Genomic DNA, 17895 nt, shown 5'->3' with positions numbered 1-17895 from the left:
GGTTACCTGTGGTTAGCGGACGCTGGGGCCGATGAAGCGGCTGTCAGTGTCACTCTGGATGCTGGGGTCTTCGACGGCCTGGATCTTGAAGACCACGGTATTGGTGCTCGAAGGCAGTTTTTCCGGCGGTACGGACAGGCCGACCGGCACGGAGAGTACCTCACCGGCGGCGACCCTGACCTCTTTGCGGCCTTCGTAGGTCAGGCTGTCGAGGCCTTCGGCGGTGATGGTGAAGGTCAGGTCGTTCTGCGCCTTGTTCATCAGCTTGAGGGTGTAGACGTTCTCGATCGAGCCTTCCTGGTTCTCGCGGAACATCGAGCGGTCCTTGATCACGTCCAGCTCGACCAGCGAGCGGTGCGCCACGGTCCAGCCGAACAGCACGATCATGCCGAGTAGCGCGGCGGCGTAGCCGATCAGGCGCGGGCGCATGAGCTGGGTCTTCTGCCCGGAGAGGTTGTGCTCGGTGGTGTAGCTGATCAGCCCTTTCGGGTAGTTCATCTTCTCCATGATGCTGTCGCAGGCGTCGATGCACGCGGCGCAGCCGATGCACTCGACCTGCAGGCCGTCGCGGATGTCGATGCCGGTCGGGCAGACCTGGACGCACATGGTGCAGTCGATGCAGTCACCCAGGCCCTCGGCCTTGTAGTCGGCGTTCTTCTTGCGCGGCCCGCGGTGTTCGCCACGACGCGGGTCGTAGGAGACGATCAGGGTGTCCTTGTCGAACATCACGCTCTGGAAGCGCGCATACGGGCACATGTAGATGCACACCTGCTCGCGCAGCCAGCCGGCGTTGCCGTAGGTGGCGAGGGTGAAGAAGCCGACCCAGAAATAGGCCCAGCCATCGGCCTCGCCGCTGAACAGGCTCGGCAGCAGATCGCGGATCGGCGAGAAGTAGCCGACGAAGGTCAGGCCGGTGACCAGGCCGATGAGAATCCACAGGCTGTGCTTGGCCAGCTTACGCGCGAATTTCTCGGCGCTCATGGGCTGCTTGTCGAGCTTCATGCGCTGGTTGCGGTCGCCTTCGGTGACTTTTTCGCACCACATGAACACCCAGGTCCACACGCTTTGCGGGCAGGTGTAGCCGCACCAGACGCGGCCGGCGAACACGGTGATGAAGAACAGGCCGAAGGCGCAGATGATCAGTAGCCAGGAGAGCAGGGCGAAGTCCTGCGGCCAGAAGGTGGCGCCGAAGATGTAGAACTTGCGCTCGGGGAGGTCCCACCAGACGGCTTGACGGCCGTTCCAGCTCAGCCAGGCAGTGCCGAAGTAGAGGAGGAAGAGGAAGGCGCCGCCGCTCAGTCGCAGGTTGCGAAACAGACCGGTGAACGCGCGGGTGTAGATCTTTTCGCGGCTGGCGTAGAGATCGTTACCGCTGTTCTTGGCAGGAGGGGGTGTAATGTTGTGGACAGGTATCTTTTCGCTCATCAGTGCGTACCACGGCCTTGGATAAGTGCCTCGTCAGTACATGCCGACGAAGTCTTTGTTTCACGGATGCCCTATGGTACGCCTGATAAGGCGAGGCCCGGGTGCGACTTCGGGTCGCGCTCCCGGGCCGGTGACGCGTTTTACTTCTCTACCGCGTTGCCGTGCGACAAGCTGTACACATACGCAGCCAGCAGGTGGACCTTGTCGTTGCCGAGGAAGGCTTCCTGGCTCGGCATGTTGCCCTTGCGGCCGTAGCGGATGGTCTGTTGCAGTTGCGCGAAGCTGCTGCCGTAGATGAACGCTGATGGGTTGGTCAGGTTCGGTGCGCCGAGCATCGGCGTACCCTTGCCGTCCGCGCCGTGGCAGGCGAAGCAGGTGGTGCTGAAGATCTTGCGACCCGCTTCGACGTCGGCAACCGCGCCTTCCGGCAGCTTGCGGCCGCCCAGTTCGGTCAGCACGTAGGCCGCAGCGTCACGCACGCCGGCATCGCCGATCATCGGACCCTGCGCCGGCATTTCGCCATGGCGACCCGCCAGAATGGTGGTCTTGATGGTGGCCGCGTCGCCGCCCCAGCGCCATTCGTTATCGGTCAGGTTGGGGAAGCCGTAGGCGCCCTTGGCGTCGGAGCCGTGGCAGACCGAGCAGTTGGAGGCGAACAGGCGGCCACCCATTTTCAGGGCGCGCTCGTCCTTGGCCACTTCCTCGATCGGCATGGCGGCGTACTTGGCGAAGATCGGACCGTACTTGGCATCAGCCTTGTACATTTCCTTTTCCCACTGGTGCACGCCAGTCCAGCCTGGCTCGCCATTGGCGAACGGCTTGCCTTCGGCGACTTCCGAATAGCCCGGCAGAACGCCTTTCCAGGTACCCAGACCCGGATAGACGATCAGGTAGGCGACCGCGAAAACCACGGTGGCGATGAACAGCATGAACCACCATTTCGGCAGCGGGTTGTCGAACTCGGCGATGCCGTCGAATTCGTGGCCGACGGTTTCTTCCGTCGCGTCCTGACGCTGGCCCTTGCGTACGCTGAGCAGCAGCACGGTCAGGGCAACGATGGTGCCCAGACTCAGAACGGTGATGTACAGACTCCAGAAGGTAGTCATTCTTTATTGCTCCCAGAAGCTTGCTCGTCACGCTTGTTGGCGGGAGTGTCGTCGGCGAAGGGCAGGTTGGCGGCCTCGTCGAAGCTGTCCTTGCGTCGGCTGCTGTAGGCCCAGAGCACGACGCCGATGAAAGCGATGAAAACCACTGCGGTGCCAATACCGCGAAGCATCCCGATATCCATCATGCGTTACCGTTTGTTCTTGATTGAGGTGCCCAGACCTTGCAGGTAAGCCACCAGGGCTTCCATCTCGGTCTTGCCTTTGACAGCGTCTTTGGCGCCGGCAATGTCTTCATCGGTGTAGGGCACGCCCATGGAGCGCAAGACTTCGAGCTTGGTAGCGGTAGTCTTGCCGTCCAGCTTGTTCTCGACCAGCCACGGGTAAGCCGGCATCTTCGATTCCGGTACCACGTTGCGCGGGTTGTAGAGGTGCGCGCGGTGCCAGTCATCGGAGTAGCGGCCGCCAACGCGGGCCAGGTCCGGGCCGGTACGCTTGGAACCCCACAGGAACGGGTGGTCCCAGACGCTTTCGCCGGCAACGGAGTAGTGGCCGTAGCGCTCGGTCTCGGCGCGGAACGGACGGATCATCTGCGAGTGGCAACCGACGCAGCCTTCGCGGATGTAGATGTCGCGGCCTTCGAGTTCCAGCGCAGTGCGCGGCTTCATGCCTTCGACCGGCTCGTTGACGACGTCCTGGAAGAACAGCGGAACGATCTGGGTCAGGCCGCCGATGCTGACGGCAATCACCATGAACAGCGCCAGCAGGCCGATATTCTTCTCGACTATTTCGTGGCTTTTCATCAGTGAGCAACCTCGGCAGGGATGCGGGCAGCGGCGTCGTATTCGGCCGCTTTGGCAGCACGCACGGTGCGGTAGGTGTTGTAGGCCATCAGGAGCATGCCGGTGACGAAGAACGCACCGCCGATCATGCGCACCAGGAAGCCTTCATGGCTGGCCACCAGGCCTTCGACGAAGGAGTAGGTGAGGGTGCCGTCTTCGTTGACTGCACGCCACATCAGACCCTGGGTGATGCCGTTGACCCACATGGAGGCGATGTACAGCACGGTGCCGATGGTCGCGAGCCAGAAGTGCGCGTTGATCAGGGCGATGCTGTGCATCTGCTCACGGCCGAACACTTTCGGGATCAGGTGGTACAGGGAACCGATGGAGATCATCGCGACCCAACCGAGGGCGCCAGCGTGTACGTGGCCGATGGTCCAGTCGGTGTAGTGGGACAGGGCGTTGACGGTCTTGATGGCCATCATCGGGCCTTCGAAGGTCGACATGCCGTAGAACGCCAGGGACACGACCAGGAAGCGCAGGATCGGGTCGCTGCGCAGCTTATGCCAGGCGCCCGACAGGCTCATCATGCCGTTGATCATGCCGCCCCAGCTCGGTGCCAGGAGGATGATCGACATGGCCATGCCGAGGGACTGGGCCCAGTCCGGCAGCGCGGTGTAGTGCAGGTGGTGCGGACCGGCCCAGATGTACAGGGTGATCAGCGCCCAGAAGTGCACGATGGACAGGCGATAGGAGTAGATCGGACGCTCGGCCTGCTTCGGCACGAAGTAGTACATCATCCCCAGGAAGCCGGTGGTCAGGAAGAAGCCCACGGCGTTGTGGCCGTACCACCATTGCACCATCGCATCGGTAGCGCCCGCGTACATGGAGTACGACTTGAACAGGCTGACCGGCATCTCTGCGCTGTTGACGATGTGCAGCATGGCGGTCACGAGGATGAAGGCACCGTAGAACCAGTTACCTACATAAATGTGCTTGGCCTTGCGCTTGACGATGGTGCCGAAGAACACCACGGCATAGGTGATCCACACGATGCCCAGCAGAATGTCCACCGGCCACTCGAGCTCGGCGTATTCCTTGGAACTGGTGTAGCCCAGCGGCAGGGTGATCACAGCAGCCACGATCACCGCTTGCCAACCCCAGAAGGTGAACGCAGCCAGACTGTCGGAGATCAGGCGGGTCTGGCAGGTACGCTGCACCACGTAATAAGAAGTGGCGAACAGGGCGCAACCACCGAAGGCGAAGATCACCGCGTTGGTATGCAGGGGACGCAGACGGCCGAAGCTGGTCCACGGCAGGTTCAGGTTGAGTTCAGGCCACACGAGTTGTGCGGCGATGAACACGCCCAGACCCATCCCGATGACTCCCCAGATCACCGTCATGACGGCGAACTGGCGAACCACCTTGTAGTTATAAGCAGTCGGAGTGATTGCTGTGCTCATGCTAGGGGTTCCACGGTTAATGGACTTTCTTAGGGGGTAAAAAACGGCGGCAGTATGGAGAAACGATGGTGCCATTGCAACGCTACATGCCTGTACGATCAAGGTTTTACAGGGTTTTGGCGATGGCTGACCGAGGGCTCCGGGAGCGGGCCAAAAATCCACTGTGCACGCCAGAGTGCGGCGCAAATGAAGGGATCGCTTGGAATTGTTACCGAGTGCGACTGTGCGCAAGCTTAGCGCAAGTCCGATCTGGGCGGGTGCAATTGGTCGTCGGGGTGCGACACTGGGTCGCACAACGGTGCGCCGCAATTGCCGGTGTGGCAGGCGGTCTGGACGTTGTGGTGCGGGGTGGGGGATGAAGGGCGTCGGCTGACGCCCTTCGGTTGTGACGTGCTTACTGGCTGACCGCGACCTCCTGTTCGGCCGGCGCCTGTTGCGACAGGCTGTAGACGTAGGCGGCGAGCAGGTGAACCTTGTCCGGGCCGAGGAAGGGTTCCTGGCTCGGCATGCTGCCGGTACGGCCGTAGCGGATGGTCTGTTGCAGCTGGGCGAAGCTGCTGCCGTAGATGAACGCTGCCGGGTTGGTCAGGTTCGGCGCGCCGAGCATGGCGGTACCCTTGCCGTCCGCGCCGTGGCAGGCGAAGCAGGTGCTGTTGAAGATGGTGCGACCCGCTTCGACATCGGCTACCGCGTCTTCCGGCAGCTTGCGCCCACCCAGTTCGGTGAGCACGAAGGCGGCGACGTTGCGCACGCCGTCTTCACCGATGACCGCACCCTGCGGCGGCATCATGCCGGTACGACCGGCGCTGATGCTGTGCTTGATCACGTCGCCGGCACCGCCCCAACGCCACTCGTTGTCGGTCAGGTTGGGGAAGCCGTAGCCCCCCTTGGCGTCGGAGCCGTGGCAGACCGAGCAGTTGGAGGCGAACAGGCGGCCACCCATTTTCAGGGCGCGCTCGTCCTTGGCCACTTCCTCGATCGGCATGGCGGCGTACTTGGCGTAGATCGGGCCGTATTGCAGGTTGGCCTTGTCGATCTCGCGCTGCCACTGGTTGACCTGGGTCCAGCCGTTGTCGTAGCCCGGCAGCACGCCTTTCCAGTTGCCCAGGCCCGGGTAGAGCACCAGGTAGATCAGGGCGAAGACGATGGTGCCGACGAACAGCAGGAACCACCAGCGCGGCAGCGGGTTGTCGTACTCCTCGATGCCGTCGAAGGCATGCCCCATGGTCTGGTCGGTGGTGCCCGGTTTCTCGCCACTGCGTGTGGCGAAGATCAGGGCGAGCAGAGCGATCAGGCTACCGAGGGTGAGCAGGGTGATGTAGCCACTCCAGAAGGATGTCATGGCTGAATACTCCGATACAGAAACGGGATAGGGTCGTGAACGGCCATGCTTACCTCTTGTTCTTCAGGCTGGTGCCGAGGACCTGGAGGTAGGAGACCAGTGCGTCCATTTCGGTCTTGCCGTTCACGGCCGCCTGCGCGCCATTGATGTCCTCGTCGGTGTAGGGCACGCCGAGGGTGCGCATGGCGTTGAGCTTGGCCGCGGTGTCCTTGCCATCCAGCGTGTGCTCGACCAGCCACGGGTAGGCCGGCATCTTCGACTCCGGTACCACGTTGCGCGGGTTGTACAGGTGGGCGCGGTGCCAGTCGTCCGAGTAGCGGGCGCCGACGCGGGCCAGGTCCGGACCGGTACGCTTGGAACCCCACAGGAACGGGTGGTCCCAGACGCTCTCGCCGGCGACCGAGTAGTGGCCGTAGCGCTCGGTTTCGGCACGGAACGGACGGATCATCTGCGAGTGGCAGCCGACGCAGCCTTCGCGGATGTAGATGTCACGACCTTCCAGTTGCAGCGCGGTGTAGGGCTTCATGCCCTGCACCGGTTCGTTGACCACATCCTGGAAGAACAGCGGAACGATCTGGGTCAGGCCGCCGATGCTGACGGCGAACACCATCATCAAGGCCAGCAGACCGACGTTCTTTTCGAGGATCTCGTGCTTGCTGCTCATCAGTGGGCTCCTTCGGCAATCAGGGCAGAGGCGTCATATTCGGCCGGTTGCGCGGCACGCACGGTGCGCCAGGTGTTGATGGCCATGAGCACCATGCCGGCGAAGAAGATCGCGCCACCGAGCAGGCGGACGACGAAGCCGGTGTGGCTGGCTTCCAGGGCTTCGACGAAGGAGTAGGTGAGGGTGCCGTCTTCGTTGACTGCGCGCCACATCAGGCCTTGAGTGATGCCGTTGACCCACATGGAGGCGATGTACAGCACGGTGCCGATGGTCGCGAGCCAGAAGTGCGCGTTGATCAGCGGCAGGCTGTACATCTGCTCACGACCGAACACTTTCGGGATCAGGTGGTACAGGGAACCGATGGAGATCATCGCGACCCAGCCGAGGGCGCCAGCGTGCACGTGGCCGATGGTCCAGTCGGTGTAGTGGGACAGGGCGTTGACGGTCTTGATGGCCATCATCGGGCCTTCGAAGGTCGACATGCCGTAGAACGCCAGGGACACGACCAGGAAGCGCAGGATCGGGTCGCTACGCAGCTTATGCCAGGCCCCGGAGAGGGTCATCATGCCGTTGATCATGCCGCCCCAGCTCGGCGCGAGCAGTACCAGCGACATGACCATGCCGAGGGACTGAGCCCAGTCCGGCAGCGCGGTGTAGTGCAGGTGGTGCGGACCGGCCCAGATGTACAGGGTGATCAGCGCCCAGAAGTGCACGATCGACAGGCGATAGGAATACACCGGACGCTCGGCCTGCTTGGGCACGAAGTAGTACATCATCCCGAGGAAGCCGGCGGTGAGGAAGAAGCCCACGGCGTTGTGGCCGTACCACCACTGCACCATGGCGTCTGTGGCGCCGGCGTACAGCGAGTAGGACTTGGTCAGGCTGACCGGCAGTTCCAGGTTGTTCACCACGTGCAGCAGGGCCACGGTGAGGATGAACCCGCCGAAGAACCAGTTGCCCACATAGATGTGCTTGGTCTTGCGCTTGACCAGCGTGCCGAAGAACACGATGGCGTAGCTGACCCAGACGATGGTGATGAGAATGTCGATCGGCCACTCGAGCTCGGCGTATTCCTTGGAAGACGTCCAGCCCATGGGCAGACTGATCGCCGCGAGGACGATCACCAGTTGCCAGCCCCAGAAGGTGAAGGCAGCGAGTTTGTCGGAGATCAGGCGCGTCTGGCAGGTGCGCTGCAGCGAGTAGTAGCTAGTCGCAAACAGGGCGCAACCACCGAAGGCGAAGATCACCGCGTTGGTGTGCAAAGGCCGCAAGCGACCAAAACTGGTCCACGGCAAGTTGAAGTTAAGGTCCGGCCAGGCTAGCTGCGCGGCGATGAACACGCCGAGCCCCATCCCGACTATGCCCCAAACCACCGTCATAATGGCGAACTGGCGGACCACCTTATAGTTGTAGGCGGCGCTGCTGGTTGTGTTCATGTGTTGGGCTTCCATCCACGGTTTATGAAAAGCAGGGCAAGCATGGATAAAGGCGATAAGGCGGGTATTGACGGGGATCAATGCGGAGCTGGCGATTGGCTATTGGACGGGGTGGGCGAAATGTCGCAGGCCACCCTGATCCTCGCCCATGGCGCGGGGGCTCCGATGGACAGTACCTTCATGCAGCGCATCAGCGAACTGCTGGTCGAGCGCGGCGTCGGCGTGGTGCGTTTCGAGTTTCCGTACATGGCCGCGCGTCGACGCGATGGCGGCAAGCGCCCACCCAACCCGCAGGCGCAGTTGCTGGACTGCTGGCGTGAGGTCTACCACACGGTGCGTGGGCAGGTGAGCGGGACGCTGGCGATCGGCGGCAAGTCCATGGGCGGGCGCATGGCCAGCCTGCTGGCCGACGAGCTGGGCGCCGACGCGCTGGTGTGCCTCGGTTACCCCTTCTATGCCGCGGGCAAGCCGGAAAAGCCGCGAGTGGCGCACCTGGCCGGGTTGCGCACGCCGACGTTGATCGTGCAGGGCGAGCGCGATGCCCTCGGCAACCGGGACACGGTGAGTGGCTATGAGCTGGCTGCGAGCATCGAGCTGCTGTGGCTGGCGGCCGCCGACCACGACCTGAAGCCGCTCAAAGCCTCGGGTTTCAACCATGAGCAGCATTTGGCCAGTGTTGCCGATGCGATTGCCACATTCCTGCGCCGAGTGAAGGGCTGAACGTAGGGTGGAAAACCGCGAAGCGTTTTCCACAGGAAAGCTGGCCGAGAGAGTCGGCGCTTCATCTCGCCTTGGCTGGTGGCCACGCTGCGCATTGTCCACCCTACGGGCAATCGCCGACATTGCCGCGCAGGCGTACGACAAGCACCTATCCACCTGGCCGCTCAGCCGCACCATGAAAAAAGCCGGCATCAGCCGGCTTTTTTTGGAGGCATCGACTCAGCGGTTGAAGCGGTCGACCAGCGAGTACTGGTCCTGCGCGGTAGCGGTGAGTTCCTTGCTTAGCTGTGCGGTGCTCTGTGCCTCGGCCGAGGTCTGGTCGGCCAGTTGCGCGATGGTGGTGATGTTCTGGTTGATCTCGTCGGCCACCGCGCTCTGTTCCTCGGCCGCCGCGGCAATCTGGTTGGCCATGTCGGTGATGTTGCTGACCGCTTCGCTGATGCCGACCAGCGCCTGGTCGGCCTGCAACACGCGCTCGACGCCTTCGTCGGCATGCTTGCGGCCGACTTCCATGGTCAGCACCGCTTCTTCGGCAGTGCGCTGCAGCTTGGCGATCAGGGCGTGGATCTGTCCGGTGGACTCGGCGGTGCGCTGCGCCAGCGAACGCACCTCGTCGGCGACCACGGCGAAACCGCGGCCCATTTCCCCGGCGCGCGCGGCCTCGATGGCGGCGTTGAGAGCGAGCAGGTTGGTCTGGTCGGCGATGCCCTTGATCACATCGACCACACCGCCGATCTCGTTGCTGTCCTGGGCCAGGCGCGACACGGTCTCGCCGGTTTCGCCCACCGATACCGACAGGCGCTGGATCGCCGCACGGGTATCGGCGGTGACGTTGCGGCCTTCGCCGGTCAGGCGGTTGGCTTCCTGGGTGGCGATGGCGGTGCGTGCGACGTTACTGGCGACTTCCAGCGTGGTGGCGGCCATCTCGTTGACCGCGGTGGCGACCTGTTCGGTCTCCACGCGCTGGCGCTCGAGGCCGGCGGAGCTGTTGTGCGCCAGGGTATCGGCCTGGCGCGCCTGATTGGTGAGGCGCTCGGCGGTGTCCTGCAGGCGCGTCAGGCAGGTCTTCAGGCGCGCTTCCTGGCTGAGCATGGCCATTTCCAGGCGCGCCTCGGCGCCCCGGCTGTCGGTGTACATCTGCGCGATCAGCGGGTCGGAGGTTGTCTGCTCGGCCAAGCGCAGCAGGCGGCGTACGCCACGGTTCTGCCAGGCCAGGCCGAACAGGCCGAGCGGCACGCAGAGCAGGGCGGCGATGAGGAAGCCCCAACTGGAGCCGATCCAGTGGCCGATCAGAAAGCCGATCTGGCTGACCAGAATGAACGGCAACCAGGCCTGCACCACCGGCAGCCAACGGTCGACACTGGGGATGGCGGCCTTGCCGGCGTTGATGCGTGCGTACAGCGCTTCGGCGCGACGTACCTGCTCGGCCGTGGGCTTGACCCGCACCGACTCGTAGCCGACTACCTGGCCGTTTTCCAGCATCGGGATGACGTAGGCGTTGACCCAGTAGTGGTCGCCGTTCTTGCTGCGGTTCTTGACGATGCCCATCCACGGGCGGCCCTTCTTCAGGGTGGTCCACATGTGTTCGAACACCGCCGACGGCACGTCAGGGTGGCGCACGATGTTGTGCGGGGAGCGGGTCAGCTCGTCGCGGCTGAAGCCGCTGATCTCGATGAACGCTTCGTTGCAGTAGGTGATCTGGCCCTTGATGTCCGTGGTGGAGATCAGTCGCTGCTGGGCCGGGAAAGTGCGCTCGCGCTGGGTGACCGGCTGATTGTTTCGCATGGCATCGGGTTCTTTTATTAGACGTATGTCAGGAGGCATCGGCCGTCGAGCGTGAAAGTTTAATCAACGGTCAGGTTTTCAGTGTATCGCGCGAGCCCGTGCTTGAGCGTCAAAAAGCCCGAATGGCAGCGAAAAGAATGGATCTGTCAGTGATGTCGGCGACGGTGAATGCGCCTGGGCCGGCAGCCAGATGCTGCCGGCCCGGCGCGTTCTACTCGGCGAGTAGCTGGCGCAGCACGAAGTGCAGGATGCCGCCGGCCTTGAAGTACTCGACCTCGTTGAGCGTGTCGATGCGGCAGAGCACCTGCACATCCTCCTTGCGCCCGTCGAGGTAGCCGATTTGCAGCGTCAGGTTCATCTGCGGGCGCAGTTCGACGCCGTCCAGGCCGCTGATGGCGACCGTCTCCTGGCCGGTCAGCTTGAGCGTCTTGCGGCTCTGGCCGTTGCTGAACTGCAACGGCAGCACGCCCATGCCGACCAGGTTGGAACGGTGGATGCGCTCGAAGCTCTCGGCGATCACCGCCTTGACCCCCAGCAGGTTGGTGCCCTTGGCGGCCCAGTCGCGGCTGGAGCCGGTGCCGTACTCCTGGCCGGCGAAGATCACCAGCGGCGTGCCTTCGGCCTGGTAGCGCATGGCTGCGTCATAGATTGCCAGGCGCTCGCCGGTGGGTACGTGCAGGGTGTTGCCGCCTTCTTCGCCGCCGAGCATCTCGTTGCGGATGCGGATGTTGGCGAAGGTGCCGCGCATCATCACTTCATGGTTGCCGCGGCGTGAGCCGTAGGAGTTGAAGTCGAGGTAGTCGACGCCGTGCTCGCTGAGGTAGCGGCCGGCGGGGCTGTCCTTCTTGATATTGCCGGCGGGGGAAATGTGGTCGGTGGTCACCGAGTCGCCGAGCAGCGCGAGGATGTGTGCGCCGTGGATATCGCCGATATGCGGCGGCGCCCCGGCGATGTTCTCGAAGAACGGCGGGTGCTGGATGTAGGTCGAGTCGTCCTGCCAGACGTAGGTCGCGGCCTGCGGCACCTCGATGGCCTGCCATTGGGCCTCGCCGCTGAACACTTCGGCGTATTCCTTGCGGAACATCGCCGTGTCGACCTTGGCGATGGCCTCGCTGATTTCCTGCTGGCTGGGCCAGATGTCGCGCAGAAATACCGGCTGGCCATCCTTGCCAGTGCCCAGCGATTCGCTGCTCAGGTCGATGCGCACGGTCCCGGCCAGGGCGTACGCCACCACCAATGGCGGCGAGGCCAGCCAGTTGGCTTTTACCAGCGGGTGCACGCGACCCTCGAAGTTGCGGTTGCCGGAGAGCACCGAGGCGACCGTCAGGTCGGCCTGCTGCACGGCGCGCTCGATAGGTTCGAGCAGCGGCCCGGAGTTGCCAATGCAGGTGGTACAGCCATAACCGACCAGGGCGAAGCCGAGCTGGTCGAGGTAGCGGGTCAAGTCGGCGGCGGCGAAGTATTCGGTGACCACCTTGGAGCCGGGTGCCAGCGAGCTCTTCACCCACGGCTTGCGTTGCAGGCCCTTTTCCACCGCCTTCTTCGCCAGCAGGCCGGCGGCCATCATCACGCTGGGGTTGGAGGTGTTGGTGCAGGAGGTGATGGCGGCGATCACCACCGCGCCATTCTTCAGGCGATGGGTCTGGCCTTCATCTTCGTAATCGACTTCGCCGTTGCTCGCCGTGGCGCCGACGGCCGCACCGCCACCGCCTTCGCTGAGCAGACGGCCTTCTTCCTTGCTGTCGGGCTTGAGCTGCAGGCCGACCAGGTCGTTGAAGACCTTCTGCACGTCACCCAGGGCGACGCGGTCCTGTGGGCGCTTGGGCCCGGCCAGGCTGGCCTCGACGCTGCCCATGTCCAGTTCCAGGGTGTCGCTGAACAGCGGCTCGTGGCCAGGTTCGCGCCACATGCCCTGGGCCTTGCTGTAGGCCTCGACCAGCGCCACGGTGTCGTCCGGGCGACCGGACAGGCGCAAGTAGCCGAGGGTGATGTCGTCCACCGGGAAGAAACCACAGGTGGCACCGTACTCCGGGGCCATGTTGGCGATGGTCGCGCGGTCGGCCAGGGGCAGGGTGGCCAGGCCGTCGCCGTAGAACTCGACGAATTTCCCGACCACGCCTTTCTTGCGCAGCATTTGCGTCACCGTCAGCACCAGGTCGGTGGCGGTGATGCCTTCCTTGAGCTGGCCGCTGAGCTTGAAGCCGATCACCTCGGGAATCAGCATCGACACCGGCTGGCCGAGCATGGCCGCTTCCGCCTCGATGCCACCGACGCCCCAGCCGAGTACGCCGAGGCCGTTGATCATGGTGGTGTGCGAGTCGGTGCCGACCAGGGTGTCGGGGAAGGCCAGGGTCTCGCCGCCTTCTTCCTTGGTCCACACGGTGCGCCCCAGGTACTCGAGGTTGACCTGGTGGCAGATGCCGGTGCCCGGTGGCACCACGCGGAAGTTGTCGAAGGCGCTCTGGCCCCAGCGCAGGAACGCGTAACGCTCGCCGTTGCGTTGCATCTCGATGTCGACGTTCTCGCCGAAGGCCTCGGCGCTGGCGTAGCGGTCGACCATCACCGAGTGGTCGATGACCAGGTCCACCGGCGACAGCGGGTTGATCTTCTGCGGATCTCCGCCGGCCTTGGCCATCGCCGCGCGCATGGCCGCCAGGTCGACCACCGCCGGCACGCCGGTGAAGTCCTGCATCAGCACGCGCGCGGGGCGGTACTGGATCTCCTGGTCGGAGCGGCGCTGCTTGAGCCAGTCGACAATGGCCTTGATGTCATAGGCGCTGACGGTGACGTTGTCTTCCCAGCGCAGCAGGTTTTCCAGCAGGACTTTCAGCGAAATGGGCAGGCGGTCGATGTCGCCGAGGCTCTTGGCGGCCTCTGGCAGACTGTAATAGTGGTAGGTCTTGCCGCTGACGGTCAGGCTGCGGCGGGTCTTCAGGCTATCCAGCGATGGCATCACGTTCTCCTCTAGGCTCGGCGACACGGGCGAACAACTTCATGAAGCTAGCCCTTTAGCTGCGCCGCCGCCAATCACTGGACTCGCCAGCTGCATCCAGGGTTCCCCGTCTCGGCTATCATGCGCGGCCTGAGGAGACGCCCCGATGAATACTTTGTTGCTGCACTGCCGCCCCGGCTTCGAGGGTGAGGTCTGTGCCGAGATCGCCGAACACGCCGCACGCCTTGAGGTGGCCGGTTATGCCAAGAGCAAGCCGAGTAGCGCCCACGCCGAATTCATTTGCAGCGAAGACGGCGGCGCACAGCGCCTGATGCAGGGGCTGAAGTTCAGCCGGCTGATCTTCCCGCGCCAGTGGGCGCGCGGCGGCTACGTGCAGTTGCCGGAAACCGATCGCATCAGCGTGCTGCTCGCAAGCCTGGCTGCGTACCCGGTGTGCGGCAGTTTGTGGCTGGAGGTGCTCGATACCAACGACGGCAAGGAGCTGTCGAACTTCTGCAAGAAGTTCGAGGCCCCGCTGCGCAAGGCGCTGATGGGCGCCGGTCGCCTGGTCGAGGACACGAGCAAGCCGCGCCTGCTGCTGACGTTCAAGAGCGGTCGTGAGGTATTCCTCGGCCTGGCCGAGGCGAACAATTCGGCGATCTGGCCGATGGGTATCCCGCGGCTGAAATTCCCCCGCGAGGCACCGAGCCGTTCGACGCTGAAACTGGAAGAGGCCTGGCACACCTTCATCCCGCGCGAGCAGTGGGACACGCGCCTGTCGGACGAGATGACCGGCGTCGACCTCGGCGCCGCGCCGGGCGGCTGGACCTACCAACTGGTCAAGCGCGGCATGCTGGTCACCGCCATCGACAACGGCCCGATGGCCGAGAGCCTGATGGACACCGGCCTGGTGCAGCACCTGATGGTCGACGGCTTCACCTGGAAGCCCAAGCAGCCGGTGGACTGGATGGTCTGCGACATCGTCGAGAAGCCCGCGCGCAATGCCGCGCTGCTGGAAAGCTGGATCGGTGAAGGGCATTGCCGCGAGGCGGTGGTCAACCTCAAGCTGCCGATGAAGCAGCGTTATGCCGAGGTGCGGCGTCTGCTGCTGCGCCTGGAAGAGAGTTTTGCCGCACGCAAGATCAGGGTGTCGATCGCCTGCAAGCAGCTTTATCACGACCGCGAAGAGGTCACCTGTCACCTGCGCCGGCTGTGAGCCCGGCGTGACCTGAAGCCCGGCTTTGCGCGACAATGCCGGCCGTTTTCCGGAGCCCCACGATGTCCCAATCCCTGCACGCCGACGCGATTCTCGATGCCAGCGGCCTGAACTGCCCCGAACCGGTGATGATGCTGCACAACAAGGTGCGCGATCTGCCGGCCGGCGGCCTGCTCAAGGTGCTCGCCACCGACCCCTCGACCAAGCGCGACATTCCCAAGTTCTGCGTGTTTCTCGGCCATGAGCTGGTCGAGCAGGGCGAGGAAGGCGGCGCCTACCTGTACTGGATCCGCAAAAAACTCGACTGAGCCCGGCCGCTCAAGTGCCAGGCGCGATCAACGCACCATGCGGATGTAGCGCCGCGAGCTGCGCTGCAGGCGGATGCCGAGCAACACCGCAGCGCAGGTCAGGCCGACCACCAGGCCCTGCCACAGGCCCTTCGGCCCGGATGGCTCGCCGAACACATCGCTCAGCCCCAGCGCGTAACCCACCGGCAAGCCGATGCCCCAGTAGGCGAAGAGGGTGAAGATCATCGTCGCTCGGGTGTCCTGATAGCCACGCAGGGCACCGGCCGCGGTGACCTGGATGGCGTCGGAGAACTGGAACAGCGCCGAGTAGACGATCAGGCCGCTGGCGATGGCGATCACCTCCGGCGCCGAGGTGTAGATCTGCGCGATCTCGTGGCGCAGCAGGTACATCAGGCTCGCCGACAGGCAGGCATAGGCCAGTGCGGTGGCCATGCCGACGCCAGCAGCGAAACGCGCCTCGCGTGGCTGGCTACGCCCCAGGGCCTGGCCGACGCGCACGGTGGCAGCCATGCCCAGCGAATAGGGGATCATGAAGACCAGTGAGCTGAAGTTCAGCGCGATCTGGTGCCCGGCGACCACCGTGGCACCGAGCCCGCCGATGAGCAGGGCGATCACCGAAAAAATGCTCGCCTCGGCGAACACCGACACGCCAATCGGCACGCCAATCGACAACAGGCGCTTGATCACCGGCCACTGCGGCCAGTCGAAGCGGCTGAACAGCTGACTGGCCTGGTAGTACGGCGCGCGGTGCACCCACCAGAGCAACCCCAGCAGCATTGCCCACATGACGATGCCGCTGGCCCAGCCACAGCCGACGCCGCCCAGCGCCGGCATACCCAGATGGCCGTAGATCAGCACGTAGTTGAGCGGGATGTTCAGCAGCAGGCCGCCGATGCCGAGGATCATGCTCGGGCGGGTATGGCCGAGGCCGTCGCTAAAGCAGCGCAGCACGTGATAGACCGCCACCGCCGGGAAGCCGAAGGCGATGCCGTGCAGGTAGCGCATGGACATGTCGGTCAGCTCTGCATCGACCCGCATCAGGCGCAGCACCGGCGTGGCGCTCCATAGCAGCGCGGCCGCGGCGCAACCGATTGCCAGGCCCAGCCACAACGCCTGGCGCACCAGCGGGCCGGTCTGCGCCTGTTGCCCGGCACCGAAGTGCTGGGCGACTTTCGGCGTGGTGGCCAGCAGCAGGCCGGTCATCAGCAGGTACACCGGCACCCACAGCGAGTTGCCCAGGGCCACGGCAGCAAGGTCATGCGGGCCGACGCGGCCGGCCATCACCGCATCGACGAAGCCCATGGCGGTGTGCGCGAGCTGCGCGATGATGATTGGAGTAGCCAGGGACAGCAGGGCGCGCAGTTCGGTGAACACGCGGGTGGAGCGGGATTGAGCGAGCATCGGGGGACCGGCGGGGGAGTGCGCGAGGCGGCGCATTCTACGCCCTGGCCGATCGCTCAGGAAAGCGCCGGGCGACGGGCTTACCCGGTTGCCGGCATAGCGCCTAGAATGGCGCCTCGCTTCTGGAGGTCGCATGCACATAGTCGCCGACGAAAACATTCCCCTGCTCAATGAGTTCTTCGCCGGCTTCGGCACGCTGCGCCGCAGCCCCGGCCGAGCCATCGACCGCGCCACGCTGGGCGACGCCGAGGTGCTGCTGGTGCGCTCGGTGACCCGCGTTGACCGTGCGCTGCTCGAAGGCAGCCGCGTGCGCTTCGTCGGCACCTGCACCATCGGCACCGACCACCTCGACCTCGATTACTTCGCCGAAGCCGGCATCGTCTGGTCCAGCGCGCCGGGCTGCAACGCCCGTGGCGTGGTGGACTACGTACTCGGTTGCCTGCTCTCGCTGGCGGAAAAGCATGCCCGGCCGCTGGCGCCGCTGCGTTACGGTGTGGTCGGTGCTGGCCAGGTCGGCGGGCGCCTGGTCAAGGTGCTGCAAGGGCTGGGTTGGGATGTGCAGGTCTGCGATCCACCGCGTCAGGCGGCGGAGGGCGGCGATTTCGTCGAACTGGAGCAGATCCTGCGCGAGTGCGAGGTGATCAGCCTGCACACGCCGCTGGATGCCGGCACGCGCCACCTGATCGGCGCCGATCAGCTGCGGGCACTGCGCCCCGGCGCCTGGCTGATCAACGCCAGCCGCGGCGCGGTGGTCGACAATAAGGCGCTGCTCGCCCACCTGCGCAGCGGTGCCGACCTGCACGTGGCGCTGGATGTCTGGGAAGGCGAGCCGCTGGCCGATGTCGACCTGGCCGCGCTGTGTCACATCGCCACGCCGCACATCGCCGGTTACAGCCTCGACGGCAAGCTGCGCGGTACCGCGCAGATCTACCAGGCCTACTGCGCCGCCATGGGCCTCGCCGAGCAGGTGCACCTGGCCGACCTGTTGCCGCCGGCCTGGTTGCAACAGGTGCAGCTCGCTGCCGGCACGGCTCCGGACTGGGCCCTGGCCACGCTTTGCCGCGCGGTGTACGACCCGCGTCGCGACGATGCGGATTTCCGTCGCAGCCTGCATGGCGATGAAGCTCAGCGCCGCGCGGCGTTCGACGCCCTGCGCAAGCATTACCCACCGCGCCGTGAAATCGACGGTCTGACGGTGAGCGTGGCGGGGCAGCCTGCCGCGCTGGGTCAGGTAGTCACCGCGCTGGGAGCGACGCTGTCGTAGGGTGCGCCGTGCGCACCGAAACCCGGGAGCGTTATGGCGCGTCCTGCGGAAAGC

General features: G+C 64.6%; 15 protein-coding genes. 4 read left to right on the top strand and 11 right to left on the bottom strand.

Annotated elements, in window-relative coordinates; translation table 11 throughout:
* Nucleotides 1-12: 12 nt before the first annotated feature.
* The 8 genes from ccoG to ccoN (IB229_RS14630) all read right to left on the bottom strand — a co-directional run bounded on the left by ccoG (nucleotide 13) and on the right by ccoN (IB229_RS14630) (nucleotide 8215).
* On the bottom strand, nucleotides 13-1425 hold the full coding sequence (gene ccoG, locus IB229_RS14665) for a cytochrome c oxidase accessory protein CcoG (RefSeq protein WP_192330215.1): 1413 nt from the start codon (nucleotides 1423-1425) through the stop codon (nucleotides 13-15).
* Between the two features lie 140 nt (nucleotides 1426-1565).
* Nucleotides 1566-2531, bottom strand: a complete 966-nt coding sequence (gene ccoP, locus IB229_RS14660; protein WP_192330213.1) for a cytochrome-c oxidase, cbb3-type subunit III — start codon at nucleotides 2529-2531, stop codon at nucleotides 1566-1568.
* Nucleotides 2528-2713, bottom strand: a complete 186-nt coding sequence (locus IB229_RS14655) for a cbb3-type cytochrome oxidase subunit 3 (RefSeq protein WP_192331583.1) — start codon at nucleotides 2711-2713, stop codon at nucleotides 2528-2530. The genes ccoP (IB229_RS14660) and IB229_RS14655 overlap by 4 nt, the downstream gene beginning before the upstream one ends.
* A 6-nt stretch (nucleotides 2714-2719) precedes the next feature.
* The gene (gene ccoO / locus IB229_RS14650; RefSeq protein ID WP_192330211.1) at nucleotides 2720-3331 is read right to left on the bottom strand and encodes a cytochrome-c oxidase, cbb3-type subunit II; all 612 of its coding nucleotides are present in this window, start codon (nucleotides 3329-3331) and stop codon (nucleotides 2720-2722) included.
* A complete protein-coding gene (gene ccoN / locus IB229_RS14645; RefSeq protein WP_192330209.1) occupies nucleotides 3331-4773 on the bottom strand; it encodes a cytochrome-c oxidase, cbb3-type subunit I in 1443 nt (480 codons plus the stop codon). The genes ccoO (IB229_RS14650) and ccoN (IB229_RS14645) overlap by 1 nt, the downstream gene beginning before the upstream one ends.
* A 394-nt stretch (nucleotides 4774-5167) precedes the next feature.
* Nucleotides 5168-6115, bottom strand: a complete 948-nt coding sequence (ccoP, locus tag IB229_RS14640) for a cytochrome-c oxidase, cbb3-type subunit III (RefSeq protein ID WP_192330207.1) — start codon at nucleotides 6113-6115, stop codon at nucleotides 5168-5170.
* 49 nt (nucleotides 6116-6164) lie between these two features.
* Nucleotides 6165-6779: a cytochrome-c oxidase, cbb3-type subunit II gene (gene ccoO, locus IB229_RS14635; RefSeq protein ID WP_192330205.1), complete on the bottom strand. Its 615-nt coding sequence runs from the start codon at nucleotides 6777-6779 to the stop codon at nucleotides 6165-6167.
* Nucleotides 6779-8215 (bottom strand): cytochrome-c oxidase, cbb3-type subunit I, encoded by a 1437-nt coding sequence (gene ccoN, locus IB229_RS14630; protein WP_192330203.1) that lies wholly within the window; start codon nucleotides 8213-8215, stop codon nucleotides 6779-6781. Before ccoN (IB229_RS14630) ends, ccoO (IB229_RS14635) begins: the two co-directional genes overlap by 1 nt.
* A gap of 42 nt (nucleotides 8216-8257) precedes the next feature.
* Between ccoN (IB229_RS14630) and IB229_RS14625 the strand changes: the two genes are divergently transcribed.
* The gene (locus IB229_RS14625) at nucleotides 8258-8935 is read left to right on the top strand and encodes an alpha/beta family hydrolase (protein ID WP_318652114.1); all 678 of its coding nucleotides are present in this window, start codon (nucleotides 8258-8260) and stop codon (nucleotides 8933-8935) included.
* A 219-nt stretch (nucleotides 8936-9154) separates the two neighbouring features.
* Here the strand turns inward: IB229_RS14625 and IB229_RS14620 are convergent, their stop codons facing one another.
* Both IB229_RS14620 and acnA read right to left on the bottom strand, forming a co-directional pair.
* Nucleotides 9155-10720 carry a methyl-accepting chemotaxis protein gene (locus IB229_RS14620; protein ID WP_192330199.1) on the bottom strand — a complete coding sequence of 522 codons (1566 nt, stop codon included), beginning with the start codon at nucleotides 10718-10720 and terminating at the stop codon, nucleotides 9155-9157.
* Between the two features lie 211 nt (nucleotides 10721-10931).
* A complete protein-coding gene (gene acnA / locus IB229_RS14615; protein WP_192330197.1) occupies nucleotides 10932-13673 on the bottom strand; it encodes an aconitate hydratase AcnA in 2742 nt (913 codons plus the stop codon).
* 145 nt (nucleotides 13674-13818) lie between these two features.
* Here acnA and rlmM point away from each other — a divergent pair, with 145 nt between their 5' ends.
* Both rlmM and tusA read left to right on the top strand, forming a co-directional pair.
* Complete coding sequence (gene rlmM, locus IB229_RS14610) at nucleotides 13819-14868, top strand: 23S rRNA (cytidine(2498)-2'-O)-methyltransferase RlmM (RefSeq protein WP_192330195.1); 1050 nt, start codon at nucleotides 13819-13821, stop codon at nucleotides 14866-14868.
* A gap of 62 nt (nucleotides 14869-14930) precedes the next feature.
* Nucleotides 14931-15176 carry a sulfurtransferase TusA gene (gene tusA, locus IB229_RS14605; protein ID WP_192330193.1) on the top strand — a complete coding sequence of 82 codons (246 nt, stop codon included), beginning with the start codon at nucleotides 14931-14933 and terminating at the stop codon, nucleotides 15174-15176.
* Nucleotides 15177-15203: 27 nt separating this feature from the next.
* Here the strand turns inward: tusA and IB229_RS14600 are convergent, their stop codons facing one another.
* On the bottom strand, nucleotides 15204-16577 hold the full coding sequence (locus IB229_RS14600; RefSeq protein WP_192330192.1) for an MATE family efflux transporter: 1374 nt from the start codon (nucleotides 16575-16577) through the stop codon (nucleotides 15204-15206).
* A gap of 133 nt (nucleotides 16578-16710) precedes the next feature.
* Here IB229_RS14600 and pdxB point away from each other — a divergent pair, with 133 nt between their 5' ends.
* Nucleotides 16711-17841 carry a 4-phosphoerythronate dehydrogenase PdxB gene (pdxB, locus tag IB229_RS14595; RefSeq protein ID WP_192330190.1) on the top strand — a complete coding sequence of 377 codons (1131 nt, stop codon included), beginning with the start codon at nucleotides 16711-16713 and terminating at the stop codon, nucleotides 17839-17841.
* The last annotated feature ends 54 nt before the right edge of the window (nucleotides 17842-17895 follow it).

Source organism: Pseudomonas sp. PDM14 (genome assembly GCF_014851905.1).
GTDB lineage: Bacteria > Pseudomonadota > Gammaproteobacteria > Pseudomonadales > Pseudomonadaceae > Aquipseudomonas.
The sequence above is the reverse complement of the archived record's forward strand: the minus strand, read 5'-3'. Positions and strand labels throughout refer to the sequence as shown.

Bases quoted from the DNA above. Each gene is read 5' to 3' on its own strand.
- ccoG (WP_192330215.1), bottom strand. From the start codon at position 1,425: ATGAGCGAAAAGATACCTGTCCACAACATTACACCCCCTCCTGCCAAG.
- ccoP (WP_192330213.1), bottom strand. From the start codon at position 2,531: ATGACTACCTTCTGGAGTCTGTACATCACCGTTCTGAGTCTGGGCACC.
- IB229_RS14655 (WP_192331583.1), bottom strand. From the start codon at position 2,713: ATGGATATCGGGATGCTTCGCGGTATTGGCACCGCAGTGGTTTTCATC.
- ccoO (WP_192330211.1), bottom strand. From the start codon at position 3,331: ATGAAAAGCCACGAAATAGTCGAGAAGAATATCGGCCTGCTGGCGCTG.
- ccoN (WP_192330209.1), bottom strand. From the start codon at position 4,773: ATGAGCACAGCAATCACTCCGACTGCTTATAACTACAAGGTGGTTCGC.
- ccoP (WP_192330207.1), bottom strand. From the start codon at position 6,115: ATGACATCCTTCTGGAGTGGCTACATCACCCTGCTCACCCTCGGTAGC.
- ccoO (WP_192330205.1), bottom strand. From the start codon at position 6,779: ATGAGCAGCAAGCACGAGATCCTCGAAAAGAACGTCGGTCTGCTGGCC.
- ccoN (WP_192330203.1), bottom strand. From the start codon at position 8,215: ATGAACACAACCAGCAGCGCCGCCTACAACTATAAGGTGGTCCGCCAG.
- IB229_RS14625 (WP_318652114.1), top strand. From the start codon at position 8,258: ATGGATAAAGGCGATAAGGCGGGTATTGACGGGGATCAATGCGGAGCT.
- IB229_RS14620 (WP_192330199.1), bottom strand. From the start codon at position 10,720: ATGCGAAACAATCAGCCGGTCACCCAGCGCGAGCGCACTTTCCCGGCC.
- acnA (WP_192330197.1), bottom strand. From the start codon at position 13,673: ATGCCATCGCTGGATAGCCTGAAGACCCGCCGCAGCCTGACCGTCAGC.
- rlmM (WP_192330195.1), top strand. From the start codon at position 13,819: ATGAATACTTTGTTGCTGCACTGCCGCCCCGGCTTCGAGGGTGAGGTC.
- tusA (WP_192330193.1), top strand. From the start codon at position 14,931: ATGTCCCAATCCCTGCACGCCGACGCGATTCTCGATGCCAGCGGCCTG.
- IB229_RS14600 (WP_192330192.1), bottom strand. From the start codon at position 16,577: ATGCTCGCTCAATCCCGCTCCACCCGCGTGTTCACCGAACTGCGCGCC.
- pdxB (WP_192330190.1), top strand. From the start codon at position 16,711: ATGCACATAGTCGCCGACGAAAACATTCCCCTGCTCAATGAGTTCTTC.